Genomic DNA, 20,030 nt, shown 5'->3' with positions numbered 1-20,030 from the left:
TCGAAAGGCGCTTCACGTGACCACTTCCGCTGATACTCAAGCATTCATCGCGTCCGTCATGGCCGGATTGACCGGCCCCGGTGGTCCTTTCGAAATGCAAGTCGAGGATGTACTCGGCAGTTCGATGCCCGTCATGAAGAACCGTGACAAGGCACTCGGCGACGTGCTCGCCGCGTCCTTCGACTACGGCTCACGCGACTACTTGGTGACCAAGGACCGACGTTTCAGCTACCTCGAGCACGGTGAGGCCGTAGCAGCGTTGGCCACAGCGCTGCGCGAGCGGTACGGCGTCCGCAAAGGCGATCGGGTGGGCATACTTGCCGCCAATACGCCGGAATGGGTGATGACCTTCTGGGCGGCTCAGTCCCTCGGTGCCATCGCCGTCGGATTCAACTCGTGGTGGGTGGCCCGCGAGGTGGCGTACGGCATCGATCACACCACCCCCATAGTGGTGATCGCCGACGCCAAACGCGCACAAATTCTTTCCGAACTGAACACCGATGTTCCCGTACTCACGATGGAAGGAGATCTACCTGCCTTGATGGCGAAGTATTCGGGATCGGCACTGCCCCGTACTTCCGTCGACGAGGACGATCCGGCCGTCGTCCTGTACACGAGCGGAACCAGCGGCCGCCCCAAGGGGGCTGTTCACACTCACCGAAACGTGTTGGCCGTCATCGACTACCACCGCTACAGCGATCGCCTCGCTGCGGCGTTCACCGGCAAACCCAGCGACGGCCGACCGAGTGACTTGCGGTATCTGCTGACCGCTCCGCTGTTTCACATTGCAAGCCTGCATAACCTCGCGATCCCACGTCTCGCGACGGGCGGAGCAGTGGTCATCCACCAGGGCGCCTTCGACATCGACGAAGTCCTTTCGCTCGTCGAACGCGAGAAGGTCACCAACTGGGCGGTCGTACCCACCATGGCAACCCGTCTCCTCGAACACGGCGACATCGAGAAATATGACCTGACCTCACTGAGCGCCTTTGCGCTCGCATCTGCGCCGTCATCTCCCGCCTTGCAGGACCGCCTGCGCGCACGACTCCCTTTTGCGCAACACACCTTGGTCGACAGCTACGGGCTCACCGAATCCTCCACTGGCATTTCGGTTGCCACACCACCAGAACTTGCCGCGTTCCCCGGAACCCTCGGCCGGCCGATCATCGGGGTGAGCGTGGAGGTGCGCGATCCCTTCGGGGTTGCAGTCCCCGACGGCGAGGAAGGTGAGATCTGCGCGCGCAGTCCCTATGTGATGTTGGGGTACTGGAACGACGAGACAGCGACTGCAGCCGCTATCGGGCCTGATCGATGGCTCCGAACCGGCGACTTCGGAGTGTTCGAAGACGGCCGACTCCGCCTGACCGGCCGCCGATCCGACCTGATCCTGCGCGGCGGCGAGAACGTCTACCCCCTCGAAATCGAGAAGTGCATCGACGAACATCCCGCTGTACTCGAATGCGCTGTGATCGGAATTGATTCGGCAGACCTCGGCCAGGAAGTTGCGGCGGTCGTCGTTTTGCGGAGTGAGGGAGCCGCCGGCGAAGAAGAACTACGCGACTACGTCGCCGAACGACTCGCCTACTTCAAGGTACCGGTCAAGTGGAAACTGAGCACAACTCCTCTGCCCCGCAACGCAACCGGAAAAACGATACGCGCAAAGGTGGTTCTCTCATGACCTACGACGCCGTGATCAACAACGGTCTGTGGTTCGACGGCACCGGGGCCAAACCAGCTGTCCGCAATCTGGGTATCCGCGATGGGGTGGTTACTGCCATCTCCCTCGATCCTCTCGACGAAACCGACTGTCCCCGTATCATCGACGCGCGACGAAAGTGGGTGATCCCGGGCATCGTGGACATTCACACGCACTACGACGTCGAGATCCTGGAAGGGCCTGCGCTCAGCGAATCCCTTCGGCACGGGGTCACATCGATCTTTGTCGGATCGTGTTCCCTGTCCACCATTCACGCCAGTCCGTCCGACGCCGGGGATCTCTTCGGCCGCGTCGAAGCAATCCCTCGTCAACACGTCGTCGAAGCACTCACGCGTGCCAAGACCTGGAGCTCCGCGAGAGAGTACGTCGCTGCACTCGAGGCGCTTCCGTTAGGCCCCAACGTGGCAGCCTTCATCGGGCACTCGGACATGCGTGCTGCAGAAATGGGACTGGACCGTGCAACGCGGAAGGACGTGCATCCCACAGACACCGAACTCGCATCGATGGAAGCACAATTGACCGAGGCGCTCGACGCCGGCTTCGTCGGAATGTCCGGGCAGCAACTACTGTTCGACAAACTCGACGGCGAAACCTGTCGCTCACGAACCCTACCGTCGACGTATGCAACGACGAAGGAACGCCGCCGACTCAACGCGATACTGCGCAACCGGGGACGGGTGTTTCAGGCCGGACCAGACCCCACCAATCCAGTGAGCACCGGTGCCATGGCATTCACCAGCGTGGGCCTCTGGCGTAAGCGACTCAAAACGAGCATGCTCTCTGCAGCAGACATCAAGTCGAACAAGTTTGCCGTGGCAATTCTCGGCCCGCTGGCGCATCTGGTCAATCGACTCGGCGGCGACTTGCGCTGGCAGCACCTGCCGGTCCCCTTCGAGGTGTACGCCGACGGAATCGATCTGGTCGTCTTCGAGGAGTTCGGATCCGGCGCTGCGGCACTGCATCTGACCGATGAGATGGAACGCAACGTTCTGATGCAGAGCGAGGAGTACCGTCGGCAATTCCGCAAGGACTACGATCAGAAGTTCGGCGTCAAAGTCTGGCACCGCGACTTCTTCGACGCCGAAATCGTATCCTGCCCAGATGAATCCCTGGTCGGCAAGAGCTTCGGGCAGGTCGGCGTCGAACGTGGTGGCCTCCACCCTGTCGATGCCTTCCTGGATCTGGTCCTCGAACACGGCACGAAGGTTCGGTGGCGCACAACCATCTCGAACCACCGGCCGGAAATTCTGGACAAGTTCGCCCGGGACAACGGCGTCCAACTCGGATTTTCCGACGCCGGAGCACATTTGCGCAACATGGCGTTCTACAACTTCGGCCTACGATTGTTGCGCCGAGTCTACGACGCCCAGAAGATCGGCCAGCCCTTCATGACGGTCGAGGCAGCCGTGCATCGTCTCACCGGTGAACTGGCCGAGTGGTACGACGTGGATGCAGGACACCTGCGATTGGGTGACCGCGCCGACCTCGTCGTCATCGATCCCGCCCATCTCGACGATTCACTCGAGACCTACGCGGAGAGCCCGGTTGTGGAGTACGACAACCTCTCACGCATGGTCAATCGCAACGATCAGACCGTCACCGCAGTGTTCGTCGGCGGCGAGTACGTCTTCGGCGACGGAGAAGCAGCACCGGTTCTCGGCAACCGCCGAACCGGAAAGTTCTTGAAGGCAGGTGCCCATTAACACGTCCAGATTTGCCGGCAAAACCGCGGTTGTCACCGGCGCGGCATCAGGTATCGGTGCGGCCATCTCCCTACGGCTACTCAGCGAAGGTGCGCAGGTAGCCGGAATCGACATCGCTGCAGATGCTTTGAAGGCGATTGCGGCTCAACACGACGGTTCATATCTCGCCGCACCGGCCGACGTCACCCAGGAATCCGATGTTGCCGAAGCAATTGCCGCGGCGGCAGCGGAATTCGGTGGGATCGACATTGCCTTCAACGTTGCCGGCGCATCGCGGGTGGGGCAGATAGTCGACCTCGACGAGGCCGACTGGGATTTCACCATCGATTTGGTTCAGAAGGGCGTCTTCCTCTGCACCAAACATGAAGCGCGACATATTCGAGAGCACGGTCGCGGCGGCGCGATAGTCAACGTGTCCTCCCTCAACGCGCACGTGCCGAGCCCCTATGGAAGCGCATACGCGACGGGTAAAGCCGGGGTCGAGATGTTCAGCAAGAATGCCGCGATCGAACTCGCTGCGTCGCGAATCCGGGTCAATGCCGTTCTACCTGGCCTGGTCGACACACCCTTGGTTGCGCCGGTCATGAACTACGAACCCGCCCGCGACATGTTCCTCAGCCGAATCCCCATGTCCCGAGCAGCAACTCCCGACGAGATCGCCGGCCCCTGCCTCTATCTCGCCAGCGACGACGCCTCGTACATCACCGGAACCAGTCTGGTAGTCGACGGTGGCTGGGAAGTCTCGAACTACCCGGATCTGACAACGCTGGGTAACTAGGTTCAGTTGCCGGGCAACACACATTGAGTGTCGAGACCGAGGACGTGGTTGAGCCTGCCGAAGGCCAACCACGACCCGAGGCACATGCTCAACTCGACGATTTCCCGCTGGGAATAGTTCGCGGTCATGCGTTCCCAGAACTCGTCGTCGAGCCCATGGTGGTCGAGAGCGTATCTCTCGGCATATTCGGCAGCGAGGCGTGTTCTGTCGTCGAAGGCATCGGTGTTGCGCCAGTCGGTGACAGCCTGATCGAACGTCGACTCCACCGTTTCGCCGTCGCGCTCGGTGCGCCAGTCCTGACAGAAGATGCATCCGTTGATCTGAGCGATCCTTAGCCGGGCCGCTTCGAACTCTCGGAGGCCGAGAGTGCCGTCCGTGTAGACTTTTTGGGAGAATCCAGCCGCCGCAGGTCCGATGCCGGGGACCATCTCACCCCACACGTAGCCAATCGGGTTCTTGCCTTCGGGAATGTCGATATTCATGTGAGTACCTCCGAGTCTCGGGCACCGAGCTTGCCGACGCCTGGTGTGAGCGGAACGTCCAGCGCGTCGTAAAGGCCGGGTTCGGCCTGACGCAACCACGGAATTGCATTGACGAGACGTCCTACGGCCGTGGCATTTCCGCCGGCCGCGCGATTTCCACCCTCATCAGTGGCCTCGACGTTGATCTCGATTCGTGGTCGTCCTTCGACGATCACCTTGTGCGCACCATCGCCACCGTCGGGTGGAAGCGGCCAATCGCGGGCACAGGACGGATGAATACGCGTGACGTGTTCGATCACGATCAAGGGTTCCCCGCCGACGATTCCCTGAACCTCGAATCGCAATGCACCCTGAGTGCCGGCTGCGAACTCCCCCATGTGTTCGGTCGACACGGTTTCCTCGAGCGGGCGGCGTAGCAGGGTCTCGCGGATCTCGTCGAGTTCCACTCCGAGTGCCCGCGCGATGAGCCGAATCTGCCCGCCCCAGACCATGGTGGGTACCGTCGGCGCGACCATGGGAGGTTCGTAGTCCATCGGCTGACCCATCCCGATCAGGTAGCGCACCGAATCCGGTTGTTCGTAGGTCGTGTAGTCGAAGATTTCCTGACACCGAATCTGATCGATTGTCCCCGCGAGCCCGCTGACGAGAATCGGCAGGATGTCGTTACCCCAACCCGGATCGATACCGGAGACGAACAAGACGCCGCCGCCTGCCTTGGCAGCAGCTTCGACGGGATCACGAAGTTCCGGAGGTGCCGATTTCGGGTCGTACAGCGCATACACGGATGGTGTGACCACCACAGCTCCGGCCGCCAGTGCCCGCGTGATGTCGGCAACGGCGTCATCGGGCCGAATGTCACCGGACGCCGCGTAGACCACCGCGCCTGGGGACGCGGCGAGCACGGCCTCGGCGTCGTCGGTAGCAGCGACGCCCAGGTGCACTCCCAGATCGGCAAGATCACCTGCGTCTCGCCCGACCTTCGCCGGGTTGGCAACGATGACGCCGACAAGTTCGAGGGCAGGATTGGCTGTCACAGCGCGAATCGAAGCACGCCCGACGTTGCCTGTACCCCACACGACGGTCGGAATCTTGGACTCGGCTTCATTCGAAACTGCACCCATCAATCGGACATTACCCAGCTCAGCGCGTCAGGTCAGCAGAATTGCAAGAATTCGTTTCACTTCATCCGGTCAAAAATGCCATTGCCTGCGCAGTCAGTGCGCCGTCACCCCGCCTCCGGTACGTCTCGGCCGGCCGGCCGTTACCTGGCCTACTCATCTCGCCGGTGCTTTCGAGCGCGTCGATCACCTGCCGGCGGAAGCTGTCTTTCTGGAACGGCCGATCGAAGATCACCTCGTAGAGGCCTCTGAGTTCGGCAACAGTGAACGATCCACCCGACAATCCGTCCGGATCCACGTACGACGCATACCTCGTGCGCAGGTCCGTGACCGCAAGTCGCACCATTTCGGCATGATCGAACGCAAGCCCACTTACCGCCGCATCGTCGTACACATCGACAAGAAGCGCTGAATCGGGCAAAGCCGATTCCACTAGGCCGGCGGTGTGCGCGACCGACAGAACCCAACCGCGGTCGTCGCGATCCGGTCGGTCGAAGATCGCCAACTGGTGAAAGTTCGTCTCGGCCAATTCGGCTTTGACCGACAAGGCGCGATCGGCTGCGGCCGTGAGCAATTCGCGCTCGTGCAGAAATGTTCCCGGTAGTGCCAGCGAGCCGAGACGATGCCGGACAACCAGTACTTTCAGGGATCCACCGCTGTACGTCAGCACCGCGACGTCCACCGCCACGGACGGACGTGGATAGTCCGTCAATGCCTTACCGCTCGCGTCTGTCCATTTATTCACCCTTGCATGTTATCTCAAATATGATCTATGGTTAGCGCAAAATTGATCAAACGATCATCGCGAACCGAAGAGGTGGCTATGAAACTCACCGCACAGCAGTCCGATCGAGCGGCCGGCGTTCTGCTCGGCACCGCAGCAGGAGATTCACTCGGCGCCGGCTACGAATTCAGCTACCCGAAGGCCGAGGTCGCCATCGACATGATCGGCGGCGGCCCGTTCAACTGGGCGCCGGGAGAATGGACTGACGACACCTCGATGGCAGTTGCGATTGCCGAGGTGGCCGCGACCGGAATCGACATCGGAGACTCTGACGGTCTCGATGCCATTGCAGCACAGTTCATCCGGTGGTACGACTCGAAGCCCGAGGACATCGGCAACCAGACGCGAGCGGTACTGTCGGCACGATCCGAAACCGCAGCCGCGATGACAAATCGCGCGCAGGTAATCAGCGGCCGCAAGGCCGGCAACGGCTCACTCATGCGCACCGCTCCCGTCGCCCTCGCCTACTTGGACCATGCAGACGGTGCCATGGCGGCCGCGCACCGGATCAGTTCACTCACGCACGATGATCTGCGTGCCGGACAGGCGTGCGAGTTGTGGACCTACGCCATCCGCCATGCCGTTGTCGCCGGCAACTTCGACGGTGTTCGCGGCTTCCTCTCCGTTGCCGATCAGGAGGTCGCCGAATACTGGGGCCCGCTGCTCGATCAAGCCGAAACCGGAAACCCGCAGGACTTCTCCAAGAACGGTTGGGTGGTGCATGCACTTCAGACTGTTTGGTGGGCCATCACTTCTACGGACAATGCCGATGCTCGCCACCTCCAGTACGCATTGGAAGCAGCCGTACGAGCCGGCGGGGACACCGACACGACTGCGGCCATCGCGGGTGGCCTTCTCGGCGCCCGTTGGGGAGCGTCGGCGGTTCCCGCGCGCTGGCGCCGAATCATGCACGGCTGGCCGGGATATCGTTCCTCCGATCTGGTTCGCCTGGCGATCAAGACTGCGCGCGGCGGTACCGACGACAAGAACGGTTGGCCGTCGACGGCAGAACTCGACTACTCGAGGTTTCGCGGAACCCACCACCTGACGACGCACCCGCACGACGACGGCGTCATGCTCGGCGGCGTCGATGCGGTGTCCACTGCGGACTACGACGCCGTGGTCAGCCTGTGCCGCATGGGGAACCGACAGGTCAGCTCCGAACACGTCGAGTTCTGGTTGGTCGACGACGGCCATGATTCCAACGCGAACCTCGAGTTCGTTCTCGACGACGCAGCGCGCACTGTCCAGGTGTTGCGAGCTGAGGGAAAGCGGGTACTTCTGCATTGCGTTCAGGCGCACAGCCGCACACCGTCGGTTGCGGCGCGATACTCGATGTTGATCGGACGTGATCCCTACGACGTACGCTCGGCCATGCCGTGGGCTCGCCCCAAGCGTGAACTCTGGAACACAGCCGTCGGAAACACAGCCGTCGGAAACACAGCCGTCGAACACACAGGAGGATCCATGCCCGCTATTACAGTCGTCGAAGGTGACATCACGACGCTGACCGTCGACGCCATCGTCAATGCGGCCAACTCCAGGCTCCTCGGCGGCGGCGGTGTCGACGGCGCGATCCACCGAGCCGGAGGACCGGAGATCCTGAAGGCTTGCGAGGTATTGCGCGACACCAGCCTTCCCGACGGCCTGCCGGTGGGTGCGGCCGTAGCCACCACTGCGGGAAAGCTGCACGCCAAGGCCGTGATTCACACCGTCGGCCCGAGGTATTCGCGATCCGAGGACCGATCCGGATTGCTTCGATCGGCGTACACCCGCAGCCTCGCCGTAGCCGACTCGATCGGCGCCCGAACCGTCGCCTTTCCGTTGATCTCGGCAGGGGTCTACGGCTGGCCGAAGGAAGACGCGGTCCGGCAGGCCGTTTCAGCGATTCGCGCGGCGAAGACCGAGGTCGAGACTGTCACACTGGTCGCATTCAACAAGGAGACGGCAGACCTGATGCGCCGCGCCCTCGCCTGACCGTTTACCGGGCCCACATCACTCCACCTTGAAGCGCTGCAGAGCGATCAATCGAGTGGAGAAATTTCACCGATTGGACGTTTGTCCAACAATTTATCCGAATCGCAGATTTTGCGGCCGGCTCTGTGTTCTACTCCTCTCCAGGGTTTGAGCTGGTGGTAAGCAGACGACAAGACGCATTCGCTTCTCTGTCAGCTCGAGGCCGGTTCCCGGACCCGGCTTTCAGCCGAGAGCTCGATATTTTTCGGGCGCTACTCAAGGAGAATGTGAATGGTGTCGACGTTGATGCGCCGAGGAGTAGGGGTGGCCGCGTCCTTGACCGGATGCGTTGCCCTGGTCGTCGGCGGAGCGGGAGTCTCGTCCGCAGCTGATGTGAACCTTCCGTTCACGGCATCGTGCCATGGGTGGCAGTTCCCCGGGCCGATCACACACAACGAGACGCGTGATTCCGGCGTCACGATCAGTGCCCCGACCGTGGTCCCGCCGAACTCCACCTTCACTTACCGTCTTGCCCCCAAGCCGATGACGGTCCCCAAAGACGGTTACGACCTCAGGTCTGTCGTGAACTGGACCCGCCTGAAGTTCGATTTCGACATCCCCGCAGGCACCACCTATGTGGGGGCGCAGATCGTGGCGGGCACCAGCTCGAATCTGGGTGGGGTCGCCCCGACGATCACGCGGGTGAACGATGCCGGTTCACCCGATCCGAGTGGGACGCATCTTCGTATCTCCGGCAACAACATCACCGCGGGCAACGGACCCAACACCGACGACAACGGCGGCGGTGGAATCGAGGTCGGTGGAGGAAAGACGTTCCAGCTCCCGGCAGTTGACGTCACCGTCACGTCCGGGGCTGTCGGCACCCAGATCAAGCCCATGCTGCGCGTGTCCGACACCAACTCGGGTTCCTACGACAGTGCCGCCAACTACCTGACCTTCCTGCAGCAGGAGACGCTGCTCGGTGGAGTCAAGTACTGGCTGACCACCAATTGCTCACCGCGCGATAATCGTTCGGCCGGATTGAACGCGGGCGGCCAGCCACTCGCCGTGATCAATGTCGACTCCAGCCTCGCTCAGACACAGACGCGAATCGAAGCGCCCGGTAAGGCCGTCGTCGGCGACTCCGTCGAGTTGACGGCAACGGTCACTCCGTGGCCGTCGGGTGGAACAGTGCAGTTCCGTGACGGTGGGGTAGACCTCGGCGCTCCGGTGGCTGTCGTCAACGGTGTCGCAAAGGCCAACCGCACGATGACAACAGCGGGCGACCACAACATCACGGCGTACTACACGGGATCTGCAGGCTTCATGGAGTCGATGTCGGGCGCCGTGACGATCAACGTCGTCGAACCGTCCGAGCCCGAGCCTGGCACCGGAAGCCTCGGCAGCCTCGGCACCCCCGGATTCGGGTCGTGAAAACTGTGAACAGAAACAAGGATTCGTCGATGAACTCGAAACTGCTACGCGGCTCTGCGATTGCAACCGTCTCGGTACTTGCCGGCGGCTTGTTCTCGATCGCCGGCGGTGGGATCGCCTCTGCGGCCCCCGAGACCAAGAGCGTGCCCTTCACGACTGCATGCCACGTGCGCGAGATGGACGGTGTGGCAAGCCCGATCACGTTCAACGAGACGCTCGGATCGGGAGTCACCATCACCGCACCAACCACCGCGGCACCGGGTGAGACCGTCACCTACCGCGTGCAGCCGAACGAGATGAAGGCAAACAACAGCGGGCATGCCAGCCGCGGAGTCGTGCACTGGGCCCGAATCAAGTACGACTTCGACATCCCGTCCGGCGTCGAATTCGTGAGCTCCCAGCTTGTGGCGAACAGTGCATACGGCCTCGGATCCGACAGTGCCACTCCAACAGTCACACAGATCGACGACGGTGGAAATCCCTCTGCATCCGGAACGCACCTGCGCATCTCCGGATCGAATCGCACCACCGGAAACGGTCCGTCCTCCGCAGTTCGATCCAGTGACGGAATCATCGTCGGCGCCAATACCAAGTTCCGACTCCCCGCGGTCGACGTCACGGTCAAAGCTGGTGCGGCCGGTACCGAAATCAAGCCTTCGTTGAGGGTTTCCGATCCCGGCTCCGCCAACTACGACGACGACCGAAATGCGCTCACATTCGTCCAGCGCGAAAAGGATGTCTTCACGGTCAACTACTGGGAGCGCTACAACTGCTCCCCGCGAGACAACAGGAACTCCGGCCTCAACGCCGGCGGCCAGGCTCTGACCACCATCTACGTCAGCCAACCGACAACGACCACAGTCCAGATGCCCGGCTCGATCCAAGCCAGTACACCGACAGAGCTCGTCGCGAAGGTGGATCCGGCTCCGGTCACTGGAAACGTGCAGTTCCGGGTGGACGGCGCCGACGTCGGCGCACCGGTCACGCCGGGTGCCGACGGCATTGCCCGGCTACCGCATACGTTCTACACCGCCGGAACCGCACGGGTCTCCGCAACATTCCAGGGAATCAACGGATTCCAAAGTTCCAACTCGACCGAGGCGATGCTCACGGTAACTGCGGCACCTGTCGTCAAGCAGACCGACACTGCCGTGAACGTTCCTACCGATGCAAAGACCGGCGTATCGGTGTCGCTGAGGGCGCAGGTCACGCCGACACCGACCGGTGGCACTCTCCAGTTCAAGGATGGCGCTGCAGATATCGGCGCTCCGATCCCGGTGGGCGCTGACGGCAAAGTTACCCTGGAACATGCCTTCACCTCGGCTGGAGCTCATGCCGTGTCGGCCTATTACTCCGGCGCAACAGGATTCATGCCGTCGATGGCATCCGCTCAGACGGTCACCGTGTCTGATCCCGCACCGTCCGATGTCACCACCTCGACCTCACTGGCAGCACCCTCGACGGCCAAGCAGAATGTCGCGGCAGAACTGTCCGCGACGGTCACCCCCAACCCCGGCGGGGGCTCGGTTCAGTTCTACGACGGTGACCAACCCATCGGACAACCCGTTGTCGTCGGAGCCGATGGTGTGGCACGACTGACGCACACTTTCGCGTCAACCGGCGATCATCGAATCAAGGCGGCATACGCCGGGCGAAGTGGATTCACACAGTCCGCGTCGGACGAATCCGTCGTCAAGGTTTCTGCTGCCCCTGACGACGGCGGGACCGGTGGCTCGGGCAGCCTAGGTTCGCTGGGCGGTCTCTTCGGTTCCTGATCGCAATTCGCTCGACACTGTTGCCGCTGCACCGATTCGGAGCAGCGGCAACAGCATGTCGCGGCCGTAGTCATTGCACCGATTGATTTGTCGATGGAGCACAAGTGTCCAGGAACCCTCTCTCCCGACGGTCGTTTCTCGCTGCCGGGGTCGGCGCGACAGCACTCGCCGCCACTTCCCTTCTCCCGCCGTCGCTTCAGCGAGCACTCGCGACACCCGTCAACTCCGGCGGGCTCGATTCGATCGAGCATGTTGTCCTCGTCATGCAGGAGAACAGATCCTTCGATCATTACTACGGCGCGCTGAGGGGGGTTCGCGGATTCGGGGATCCGAATGCGCTGCGTCTGCGCGGCGGCCACAGCGTCTTCGAACAACCCGGGCCTACCGGTCCTGTGCTCCCCTTCCCCATCCGCGATTCGGCTGCGGCGCAACGCATGGACACCCAGAACGTCACTGGACTCGACCACAGCTGGGCGGGCGGACATGCCGCACTCGCCGACGGCTGGCACGACGGTTGGATCGCGGCAAAAACCGGTACGACGATGGCGTACTACGACCGGCAAGACATCCCGTTCCATTACGAACTGGCGGACGCGTTCACGATCTGCGACGCCTACCACTGCTCCGTACCGACATCGACGAGCCCCAACCGGAACTATTGGGTCTCTGGATACACCGGATACGAGCCACTCTCGCCGAATCCAACCGAGTCGGTACTTCCTTCGGATCCACCGGGCCCGGAGGGGCGAGCCGTAACCAATGCGGCCTACAACCCCTGGCACGCCGGTTACGGATGGACGACGGTCCCCGAGCGACTGCAGTCCGCCGGCATTTCCTGGAAGACCTACCAGGAGTGGGACAACTTCGGAGACAACAACCTCGAGTACTTCACTGCCTTCAAGAAAGTGGCGGCAGGGCTGCTCGGCCGGCCAAGCCTGCTCCCCTACGAACTTCAGACCTTGGCCGGGTTCTATCTCGCCCTGCCGTCGATGCCGACGCCGGTCCAGGACGCAGCGGTACTGGCCCTCGCGAATGCCGCAGACCAACTGTCACCCGCTGATCGCCAACTCTACGATCGCGCGTTGTACCGATCCCGGCCCGGCACACTGGCTGCCGATTTCAGGAAAGACGTCGAGTCCGGCACTCTGCCTCGAGTCAGCTATCTCGTTCCATCCGAAGCGGATTCGGAGCACCCATCGGGATCGTCACCAGCGGCGAGCGCAACACTGCTCTATCAAGTGCTCGACGCCATAGCCTCCGATCCCGAACTGTGGGCGAAGACGGCCGTGATCGTCAACTTCGACGAGAACGACGGCTACTTCGACCACGTACCGCCGCCCAGACCACCGCGCTCGATCGAAACCGAATGGGTCGGCGGTCAGCCGCTCGGTCTCGGCCCGAGGGTGCCGATGACGATCATCTCGCCGTGGACCGTCGGAGGTTTCGTTTGTTCGCAGGTATTCGACCACACGTCTGTCACACAGTTTCTGGAGAAGCGGTTCGGAATCACGCAACCGGAAATCGACCCGTGGCGACGCACGGTGAGTGGCGACCTCACGTCGGCGTTCGACTTCGCCAACCCGCGTAGCCGGCCGACGTTGGCGCGCCCGCAACCCACACCGCCGCTGGAACCGCGATGGACGCCAACACCTCCCACCGAGCAGAGGATGCCCGTGCAGGAAAGGGGAACTCGACCTGCGCGAGCACTTCCCTATCAGCCCGACGCTTACGCGACGGCGGATCCGGGCGCCGGCTCGTTGACGGTCCATCTGGCCAATACTGGTGCCGCGTCCGCACACTTGGCCTTGTACCCGTACGCGGGAGAGTTCGAAGAGCCGCGACACTACGACGTCGTCGGTGAAGTCGACGACGTCGTTGCGCTCGGTGACCGGGTCTACAGCCTGACCCTGTTGGGTCCCAATGGTTTCAGGCGCGAGTTCAGCGGAGCTACAGACAGTGCGGCAGCTTCGCTCGACGTCTCGACAACTATCGACGCAGGGACGCGCATGCTTGTACTGACGGCGACCAATTCCGGAAGTCGTGCGCTCTCCGTCAATGTGGACGGGGATCGACGCAGGCTCGGAGCGGGTGCACGCGGTCGGTGGACGGTGCCGTCGGTGGACGGTTGGTATCAGGCCACCGTGACGGTCGACGAAGATCCTGAATTCAAGCGCGTACTCGTCGGACACATCGAAGACGGGCGGACCAGCGTAAGCCAACCCGCGTGAATCGACACCGAGTGATCAAATCCAGATCTGAAACCCCAGTCTGACAATTCAATCCACCCAAACATCCAGTAGGAGGCTCCGTGCGTCGCATCCCGCTCTCAGCACTGATCATCGCAGGCTCGCTGGTCTTGGGCGGCGGCATCGCCGCTGCCGAAGGTAGCCTGCCCATGCCAGGGAGTGCCGGCGGCACCGATGTGCCACCGTCGTATCTGACCGACGACGCCGGCCGCTCGCTGATCCTGAGAGGGTTCAACACGGCGTCGAGCGCAAAAAGCTCACCGGACGGCATGCCGGAGTTCACCGAAGCGGATCTCGAACGCGAACATGCCGACATGGGAACAAATTTCGTGCGTTTCCTGATCTCCTGGCGTTCGGTGGAACCCGAGCCTGGACAGTACGACCAGGAGTATCTGGACCGTGTCGAGGACCGAGTCGGCTGGTACGCCGAGCGCGGCTACAAGGTCATGCTCGACATGCATCAGGACGTGTACTCCGGCGCGATCACTCCAGAAGGCAACAGTGGCAACGGCGCCGGCAACATCGGCAACGGCGCACCGGCCTGGGCGACCTACATGGACGGCCTTCCGGTCAGCCCTCAAGACCGATGGGAGTTGTACTACATCCAACCCGGCGTAATGCGCGCCTTCGACAACTTCTGGAACACCACCGGTCAACACCCCGAACTGGTCGAGCACTACGCGAACGCCTGGCAGGCAGTGGCCGAACGTTTTGCCGGCAATGACACCGTCGTGGCATACGACCTGATGAACGAGCCGTGGGGCGGTTCCCTGCAGGGTCCCGCCTTCGAAGGTGGACCCCTCGCCGCCCTGTATCAGCGAACCACTGACGCCATCAGGGAAGTGGATCAGGACAGTTGGGTATGTGTGGCCCCGCAAGCGGTCGGCGTCAACCAAGGTGTCCCCAGCGGGCTCACGAAGATCAACGACCCACGAGCAGGCGAACAGCGAATCGCGTACTGCCCGCACCTGTATCCGTTGCCCCTCGACCTCGGTGACGGATACTCGGGCCTCTCGCGCACTCTCACCGACGCGACCATCGACACCTGGCGCGACAGCGTCGAACACATTGCCGGCAACGTACTCGGCGGCGCTCCGATCATCCTCGGCGAATTCGGGCTCGACACAACACTGCCCGGCGCAGGCGACTACATCGACCGCGTCTACACGACTGCTCGGGAACTCGGCGCGGGTGTCTCGTACTGGTCGAGCGATCCCGGACCGTGGGGCCCGTACCTGCCGGACGGAACGCAGACACTCCTCGTCGACACCCTGAACAAGCCCTATCCGCGTGCCGTCGCGGGCACACCCACCGAATGGTCCTCGACCGTCGACCGCCTTCAGGTGACGTTCAACCCGGACCCCGCGGTGACGGCACCGACCGAGATCTATTTACCCGAGAGCGGTTTCCCCGGCGGCGTCGACGTCGCGGGAGCCGATATAGTGAACTGGAATCCCCAAAGCCGTCTTCTCACAGTGGAAACCGCGGATGACACGGGTCCGGTCACAGTCACGGTCACTCCGGCAGCCTGATCTCGGGTGTCAGAGTTCCTGGATATTTGTCCAGTTCTTTCGTAACGTACAAGCGACGGGTGATCGGCCGACGGAAGGCGAGTATGTCCACGGAGAAGATGTCTGTCCAAGATCGTGTTGCGCGAGTGGTTCTCGACATCGTTGGTGCCCTGCCAACCGGCGCGCAGCGCATTCTCGGCGGCAAACCGAAGGAAATCGACGGGCAGACTCTGCACCCCGAGATCCAACTTGCACTGCGATTGCTCTCGGCAGTCGAGGGCACGAGCTTCGAGCATCTTCCGGTCGAAGAGGGGCGAGCCCAGATCGACGCCGAATCGCGACTGTTCGGCGGTGCTCCTATCGACATCGAGACGGTTCGTGACATCGAGATCCCGGCCGCGGACCACTCCATTCCCGCACGGCTGTATCGACCGGCCGGGGTGCCAACGCCCGCTCCACTTTTGGTGTACTTCCACGGCGGCGGGTTCGTCCTCGGCAGCCTCGAAAGCGGCGACAGTGTTTGCCGCTTCCTGGCCCGTCACGGCGAAGTCAGTGTGTTGTCGGTGGATTACCGGTTAGCGCCGGAGTTCCCCTTCCCCGCCGGGGTCGATGACGCCGTCACCGCATTCCGGTACTGCGTCGAACATGCCACAGATCTAGGTGCAGATCCGAAATCCATTGCGGTAGGCGGAGACAGCGCGGGTGGGAACTTGGCTGCCGTCGTCGCGCAGTCCACGACCGAAGACGCCGTCAAGCCGGCATTCCAGCTGCTCTTCTTTCCCTGGGTGGACCTTTCGTCGAAGCGCCCTTCGCACAAGATGTTCGGCACCGACTTCTTTCTCACCGACGCCCAACTCGATTGGTATGCGGCCCATTACCTGTCGGGCGGCGCTTCGGCTCTCGACCCGCGAGTCTCCCCGCTGCTCACCCCGGATCTGGCCGGCCTGCCGCCGGCCTACCTTGCCGTCGCCGGTTTCGACCCACTGCGCGACGAAGGCGAGGAATACGCGAACCGGCTGCGAGAGGCTGGAGTTCCGGTCGCGCTGAGGCGTCACAGTGGATTGATCCATGCCTTCGTCAACACCACCGGTGTCGGCCATACCGGTCAAGATGCGATGTTCGAGGCCTGCGGCGCTCTGCGGGTGGGACTTTCGGGCATTGGCTGAGAGCAGTCAGGAGTCGCGTGCTCTCGTAATACATCGTTCACAGATGACATTGACGTGACAGCACACTTCCGCCGGACTCCAACCAATGCCCCAAGGTCCGACTGGGGGACCACTCAAGACGTCCGATCGGCCTAACTTCCGGTAGATGCACTGACACCCGAGCACTGCGAAGAGCCCATGAACTGAAGCAGACTCGCAAGACCAGCCAAGCAAGGTTCCGGTTCGCCCGGATAGGCGGCTTCATACGTTGGGTATTCGTAACCGATTATGTCTTGGTCGTAGCAGTAGGTAGAGGTCTTCGCCAAACCTTTGATAGGAGGGGACGTGTAGGTTCCGTTTCCCTGATCGTCAAGCCAGATGCGACCGATTTCCGTCGTGCCTAATGACGACACCGTCCGAATGTCGCAACCGATCGGCCTAGCCGTTGCCTGGACTCCCTCGAAGGCAACGGTGACGGTGCTGGCGGTTGACGACCATGTGACGTTTCCGGGGTCGGAAATATAGGCTCCAGCTGTCCCACCACCGAGGGTGAGGCCCAGCGCTGCAAAAAGAATGGACAAGGCGGTGCCGACAACTATCCGCGATATTGGACGCATAATTCGTACCTCGTGATCTGCTCGTATTGGGACCGCTCACCGGCAAGATTTGCACAGATCTATACGGAATCCGCCGCTCGAGTCGAAAGTTCATATGAACAGATGACATGAGACTTGAGGCCTGAGATGAAGCGATCGGGCGGGCCTATCGAGTTGTGGCGGACCCAGGAGCAGGAGGCACGACAACCAACGAATCGTCAGGGTCTACTGCACATTACCGATCCACGGAAATCGTCGACAACCAGTGCACATAGAGCCACACACTATGACCACCCACGGAAACGGGCGTCTGCGAATTCAAAGATATTGGCCGCCTGATGAACCTTGCACCATGAAACTTTCCGGCCAGATGCTACCCACTGGATCAAGGCATGCAGAATGTTATCCCTCAACAAGTTGCCTCCCCACCGGCATCCACACCGCCGCACTCAACCTTCCGGAGCCAGCCTTCGAGCATCACGCAATTCCGGAGTTGACCAAGACGCGATGTTCGAGAGCTGCAGTGCTCTGCGGATGGGACTTTCGGGCCCACGTTGAGGGCAGGTCACGAAACGGGGAGTGCCAGATCCGCCCACTCGACCATCGCTTCGAGCACTGAGCGCAGTTCCATCCCCGTCGCGGTGAGTTCGTACTCCACCCGCGGCGGTACCTCGGCGTAGGCGGTCCGGGTCACCAGGTCGAACTCCTCGAAACGCTTGAGCCTGGCTGAGAGTGTCCTGGGACTGATGCCAGGCAGAGCGCGTCGTAGTTCGGTGAAGCGCATCGGGCCGTGCGTGAGCTCACGAACGATCAGTGTTGCCCACGGTCCGTCCAAGACCAGCAGGAAGCGCGCAACGCCACACTCCGGAAGTACATGACCTGATTCACTCATCGATTCCCCATTAGTTCACTTGAAGTAACTGGTTCCCGATGTGAACTATAGGCGTCATGACTTACACAGTGCATGGCGCCACCGGCGCTCAAGGTTCTCCCGTTCTCGCAGGGTTGGTCGCGGCTCTCGAAGGATCCGCCGACGCCGAGGTCCGAGCAATCACCCGTAACCCTGACCAGACGTTCGAGGGCGCGAACACCGTCGTCGCGGACAATTCGTCCGTCAACTCTCTCACCGACGCGTATCGCGCGGCAGACGGAGTGTTCTTCCATCTGCCACTCGCCGGCGACCCCGAGACGCTCGCGGGTTACGCCCGAAACGTTCTGGCAGCAGCGAAAGCGGCACGTCCTTCGCGGTTCGTGATCTCGACCAGCGGCACGGTGATCGGCGACGCTACTTCGCCGCTTACCGGCCCCAACACACCCGTTCTCTCCGAGCTCGTCGACGGGCTTCGCGCCGAAGGAATCGCGGTGACCGTCCTCACCCCGCGGCTGTTCCTCGAAAATTTGCTTCTGCCTACCGTGCTGTCGGGAGTGAAAGACGAAGGCGTCCTGCGGTACCCATTGCGTGCCGATCTCGCGGTCGCATGGGGTTCGCACCTCGATGTCGCTGATGCAGCCGTTGCGGCCCTGACTCTCGACGTAGCACCGGACGCAGTCGACATCGGACAGATTCCGGCGATCACCGGCAACGAATTGGCCGAGGCTTTCGCCGAACACTTTTCGCGCGCGGTAACTTTCGAAGCCGTGACACCCGAGAAGTTCGGCGCGTCGATTGCGCCGATCATCGGAGCGGGCGCGGCGACCGGGGTTGCTCAGCTCTACGCAGGACTCGCAACTGCCGACAACGTCGCGTTCGACTCGGCGACGGGTTCTGCCGCTGTCCTGGGCATCAATGCACGCAACACCCAGGCCTGGCTGACAGATCTCGGGGTGTTCTGACCGGACAGCGCAAACGGCCGGCTCCGCGAAGGATCGCGTGGAGCCGGCCGTTTTCCGGGGTTACCGGTGCGTGCGGGTCTTCAACTGGCGGTTCAGCTGCCGACTCCCGAAGTCCAGACCGGCACCGTCACTGGTGGCCAGCACGGTGAGTCCAGCGGCGACCAGCAACGAAATAAGCACAACGCTCATGGTGAGTCACCTTTCTTCCTGTCGTGAAACGGTTTTGCGCCTCCGGGAAATGCCGACATATCCGGCACCCCACTTCAGCTGACCTCAAAGTATCTGTAACTATGGGTTACGCGCAATGTGTGGTCCCTCACCTGAAAGCGCAGGGTGATGCGCAGATCACGCCGATTTCGACGGCGGACTTACCTGGCTAGAACCATGTTCACGAACTCGTCAGCGAGTGCGTGACGGCCCGCACCGCTGCGAGGAACCGCATCGGGTGCACTGTGCACCAGCTGCATCTGCCCCAGGTACATCGAATATGCAAGTACGCCACGATGTTCCGCCTTGTGCCTGTCCATACCCAGATCGGCCAACAACGTCACGATGTACGCAACGCGACGCTCGGTGACACGTCGAACCGCCGCCGAAACCAATGGATGGTCGATCCCGGCAAGTAGTTCCAACTCCGCACGGCGATCGGCCAATCCGGTCGTGACCGAATCCACCAGACGACGCAATCGCGCCTCCGCCGGTTCACCAGAGGACTCGACGGACGAGATCAGTCTCTCGGTTGCCACAACTTCCCACCGATCGAGCGCAGCCTGCAGCAACTCGTCGCGGTTGGCGAAATGCCAATAGAAGGAACCCTTGGTCGATCCGAGCGTGCGCGCCACCTTTTCCACGGCAACTGCATCAGGCCCATGGCTGGCCAGAGCCTGGAAAGCTGCATCGATCCACTGGTCGCGAGAAAGTCGGGCGCGGGCATTCGTCACCTCCGTACGGT

16 protein-coding genes and 1 pseudogene are annotated in these 20,030 nt (G+C 62.1%); 11 read left to right on the top strand and 6 right to left on the bottom strand.

The genetic code is table 11. The features are described from left to right. Positions 1-16 precede the first annotated feature (16 nt). Genes ACFWEM_RS01530 through ACFWEM_RS01520 form a run of 3 tightly spaced genes read left to right on the top strand, consistent with a single transcriptional unit; the run spans position 17 to position 4,198 of the window. Positions 17-1,678 (top strand): class I adenylate-forming enzyme family protein, encoded by a 1,662-nt coding sequence (locus ACFWEM_RS01530; protein WP_378530513.1) that lies wholly within the window; start codon positions 17-19, stop codon positions 1,676-1,678. Next, positions 1,675-3,420: an amidohydrolase family protein gene (locus ACFWEM_RS01525; RefSeq protein WP_378530511.1), complete on the top strand. Its 1,746-nt coding sequence runs from the start codon at positions 1,675-1,677 to the stop codon at positions 3,418-3,420. Before ACFWEM_RS01530 ends, ACFWEM_RS01525 begins: the two co-directional genes overlap by 4 nt. Further along, the gene (locus ACFWEM_RS01520; RefSeq protein WP_378530509.1) at positions 3,410-4,198 is read left to right on the top strand and encodes an SDR family NAD(P)-dependent oxidoreductase; all 789 of its coding nucleotides are present in this window, start codon (positions 3,410-3,412) and stop codon (positions 4,196-4,198) included. The genes ACFWEM_RS01525 and ACFWEM_RS01520 overlap by 11 nt, the downstream gene beginning before the upstream one ends. 2 nt (positions 4,199-4,200) lie before the next feature. On the opposite strand, the gene ACFWEM_RS01515 is transcribed toward ACFWEM_RS01520, so the two are convergent. From ACFWEM_RS01515 to ACFWEM_RS01505, 3 genes are all read right to left on the bottom strand, one after another. Continuing rightward, positions 4,201-4,680, bottom strand: a complete 480-nt coding sequence (locus ACFWEM_RS01515) for a carboxymuconolactone decarboxylase family protein (protein ID WP_378530507.1) — start codon at positions 4,678-4,680, stop codon at positions 4,201-4,203. Next, a complete protein-coding gene (locus ACFWEM_RS01510; protein ID WP_378530505.1) occupies positions 4,677-5,801 on the bottom strand; it encodes a dihydrodipicolinate reductase in 1,125 nt (374 codons plus the stop codon). The genes ACFWEM_RS01515 and ACFWEM_RS01510 overlap by 4 nt, the downstream gene beginning before the upstream one ends. Positions 5,802-5,862: 61 nt before the next feature. Beyond that, on the bottom strand, positions 5,863-6,543 hold the full coding sequence (locus tag ACFWEM_RS01505; protein WP_378530503.1) for an NUDIX hydrolase: 681 nt from the start codon (positions 6,541-6,543) through the stop codon (positions 5,863-5,865). Between the two features lie 27 nt (positions 6,544-6,570). On the opposite strand from ACFWEM_RS01505, the pseudogene ACFWEM_RS01500 reads away from it, so the two are divergent. The 7 genes and pseudogenes from ACFWEM_RS01500 to ACFWEM_RS01470 form a co-directional block, all read left to right on the top strand. Next, positions 6,571-7,464: pseudogene (locus ACFWEM_RS01500) on the top strand (ADP-ribosylglycohydrolase family protein); the annotation flags it as partial. 585 nt (positions 7,465-8,049) lie between these two features. Continuing rightward, the gene (locus ACFWEM_RS01495; RefSeq protein ID WP_378532700.1) at positions 8,050-8,559 is read left to right on the top strand and encodes an O-acetyl-ADP-ribose deacetylase; all 510 of its coding nucleotides are present in this window, start codon (positions 8,050-8,052) and stop codon (positions 8,557-8,559) included. A 303-nt stretch (positions 8,560-8,862) separates the two neighbouring features. Beyond that, positions 8,863-9,972 (top strand): Ig-like domain-containing protein, encoded by a 1,110-nt coding sequence (locus ACFWEM_RS01490; RefSeq protein WP_378530501.1) that lies wholly within the window; start codon positions 8,863-8,865, stop codon positions 9,970-9,972. Between the two features lie 29 nt (positions 9,973-10,001). Further along, complete coding sequence (locus ACFWEM_RS01485; protein ID WP_378530499.1) at positions 10,002-11,747, top strand: Ig-like domain-containing protein; 1,746 nt, start codon at positions 10,002-10,004, stop codon at positions 11,745-11,747. A gap of 104 nt (positions 11,748-11,851) precedes the next feature. Further along, positions 11,852-13,975 (top strand): phosphocholine-specific phospholipase C, encoded by a 2,124-nt coding sequence (locus ACFWEM_RS01480; RefSeq protein WP_378530497.1) that lies wholly within the window; start codon positions 11,852-11,854, stop codon positions 13,973-13,975. An 80-nt stretch (positions 13,976-14,055) separates the two neighbouring features. Continuing rightward, complete coding sequence (locus ACFWEM_RS01475) at positions 14,056-15,525, top strand: cellulase family glycosylhydrolase (RefSeq protein WP_378530495.1); 1,470 nt, start codon at positions 14,056-14,058, stop codon at positions 15,523-15,525. An 83-nt stretch (positions 15,526-15,608) separates the two neighbouring features. Further along, a complete protein-coding gene (locus ACFWEM_RS01470; protein ID WP_378530493.1) occupies positions 15,609-16,670 on the top strand; it encodes an alpha/beta hydrolase in 1,062 nt (353 codons plus the stop codon). A gap of 1,140 nt (positions 16,671-17,810) precedes the next feature. Here ACFWEM_RS01470 and ACFWEM_RS01465 read toward each other — a convergent pair. Then, positions 17,811-18,137, bottom strand: coding sequence for a helix-turn-helix domain-containing protein (locus ACFWEM_RS01465; RefSeq protein ID WP_019745900.1), 327 nt, complete (start codon positions 18,135-18,137; stop codon positions 17,811-17,813). A 56-nt stretch (positions 18,138-18,193) separates the two neighbouring features. On the opposite strand from ACFWEM_RS01465, the gene ACFWEM_RS01460 reads away from it, so the two are divergent. Beyond that, the gene (locus tag ACFWEM_RS01460) at positions 18,194-19,078 is read left to right on the top strand and encodes an NAD(P)H-binding protein (protein WP_378530491.1); all 885 of its coding nucleotides are present in this window, start codon (positions 18,194-18,196) and stop codon (positions 19,076-19,078) included. Positions 19,079-19,138: 60 nt separating this feature from the next. Here ACFWEM_RS01460 and ACFWEM_RS01455 read toward each other — a convergent pair whose 3' ends face one another. Together ACFWEM_RS01455 and ACFWEM_RS01450 are read right to left on the bottom strand one after the other, a co-directional pair. After that, on the bottom strand, positions 19,139-19,267 hold the full coding sequence (locus ACFWEM_RS01455; protein ID WP_003943237.1) for a hypothetical protein: 129 nt from the start codon (positions 19,265-19,267) through the stop codon (positions 19,139-19,141). Positions 19,268-19,446: 179 nt separating this feature from the next. Next, the gene (locus ACFWEM_RS01450; protein ID WP_378530489.1) at positions 19,447-20,019 is read right to left on the bottom strand and encodes a TetR/AcrR family transcriptional regulator; all 573 of its coding nucleotides are present in this window, start codon (positions 20,017-20,019) and stop codon (positions 19,447-19,449) included. Positions 20,020-20,030: the final 11 nt, after the last annotated feature.

The organism is Rhodococcus sp. NPDC060176 (assembly GCF_042728675.1).
Taxonomy (GTDB): Bacteria; Actinomycetota; Actinomycetes; order Mycobacteriales; family Mycobacteriaceae; genus Rhodococcus_F.
Note: the sequence above shows the minus strand (reverse complement) of the source record. Positions and strands in the feature narration are given on the sequence as shown.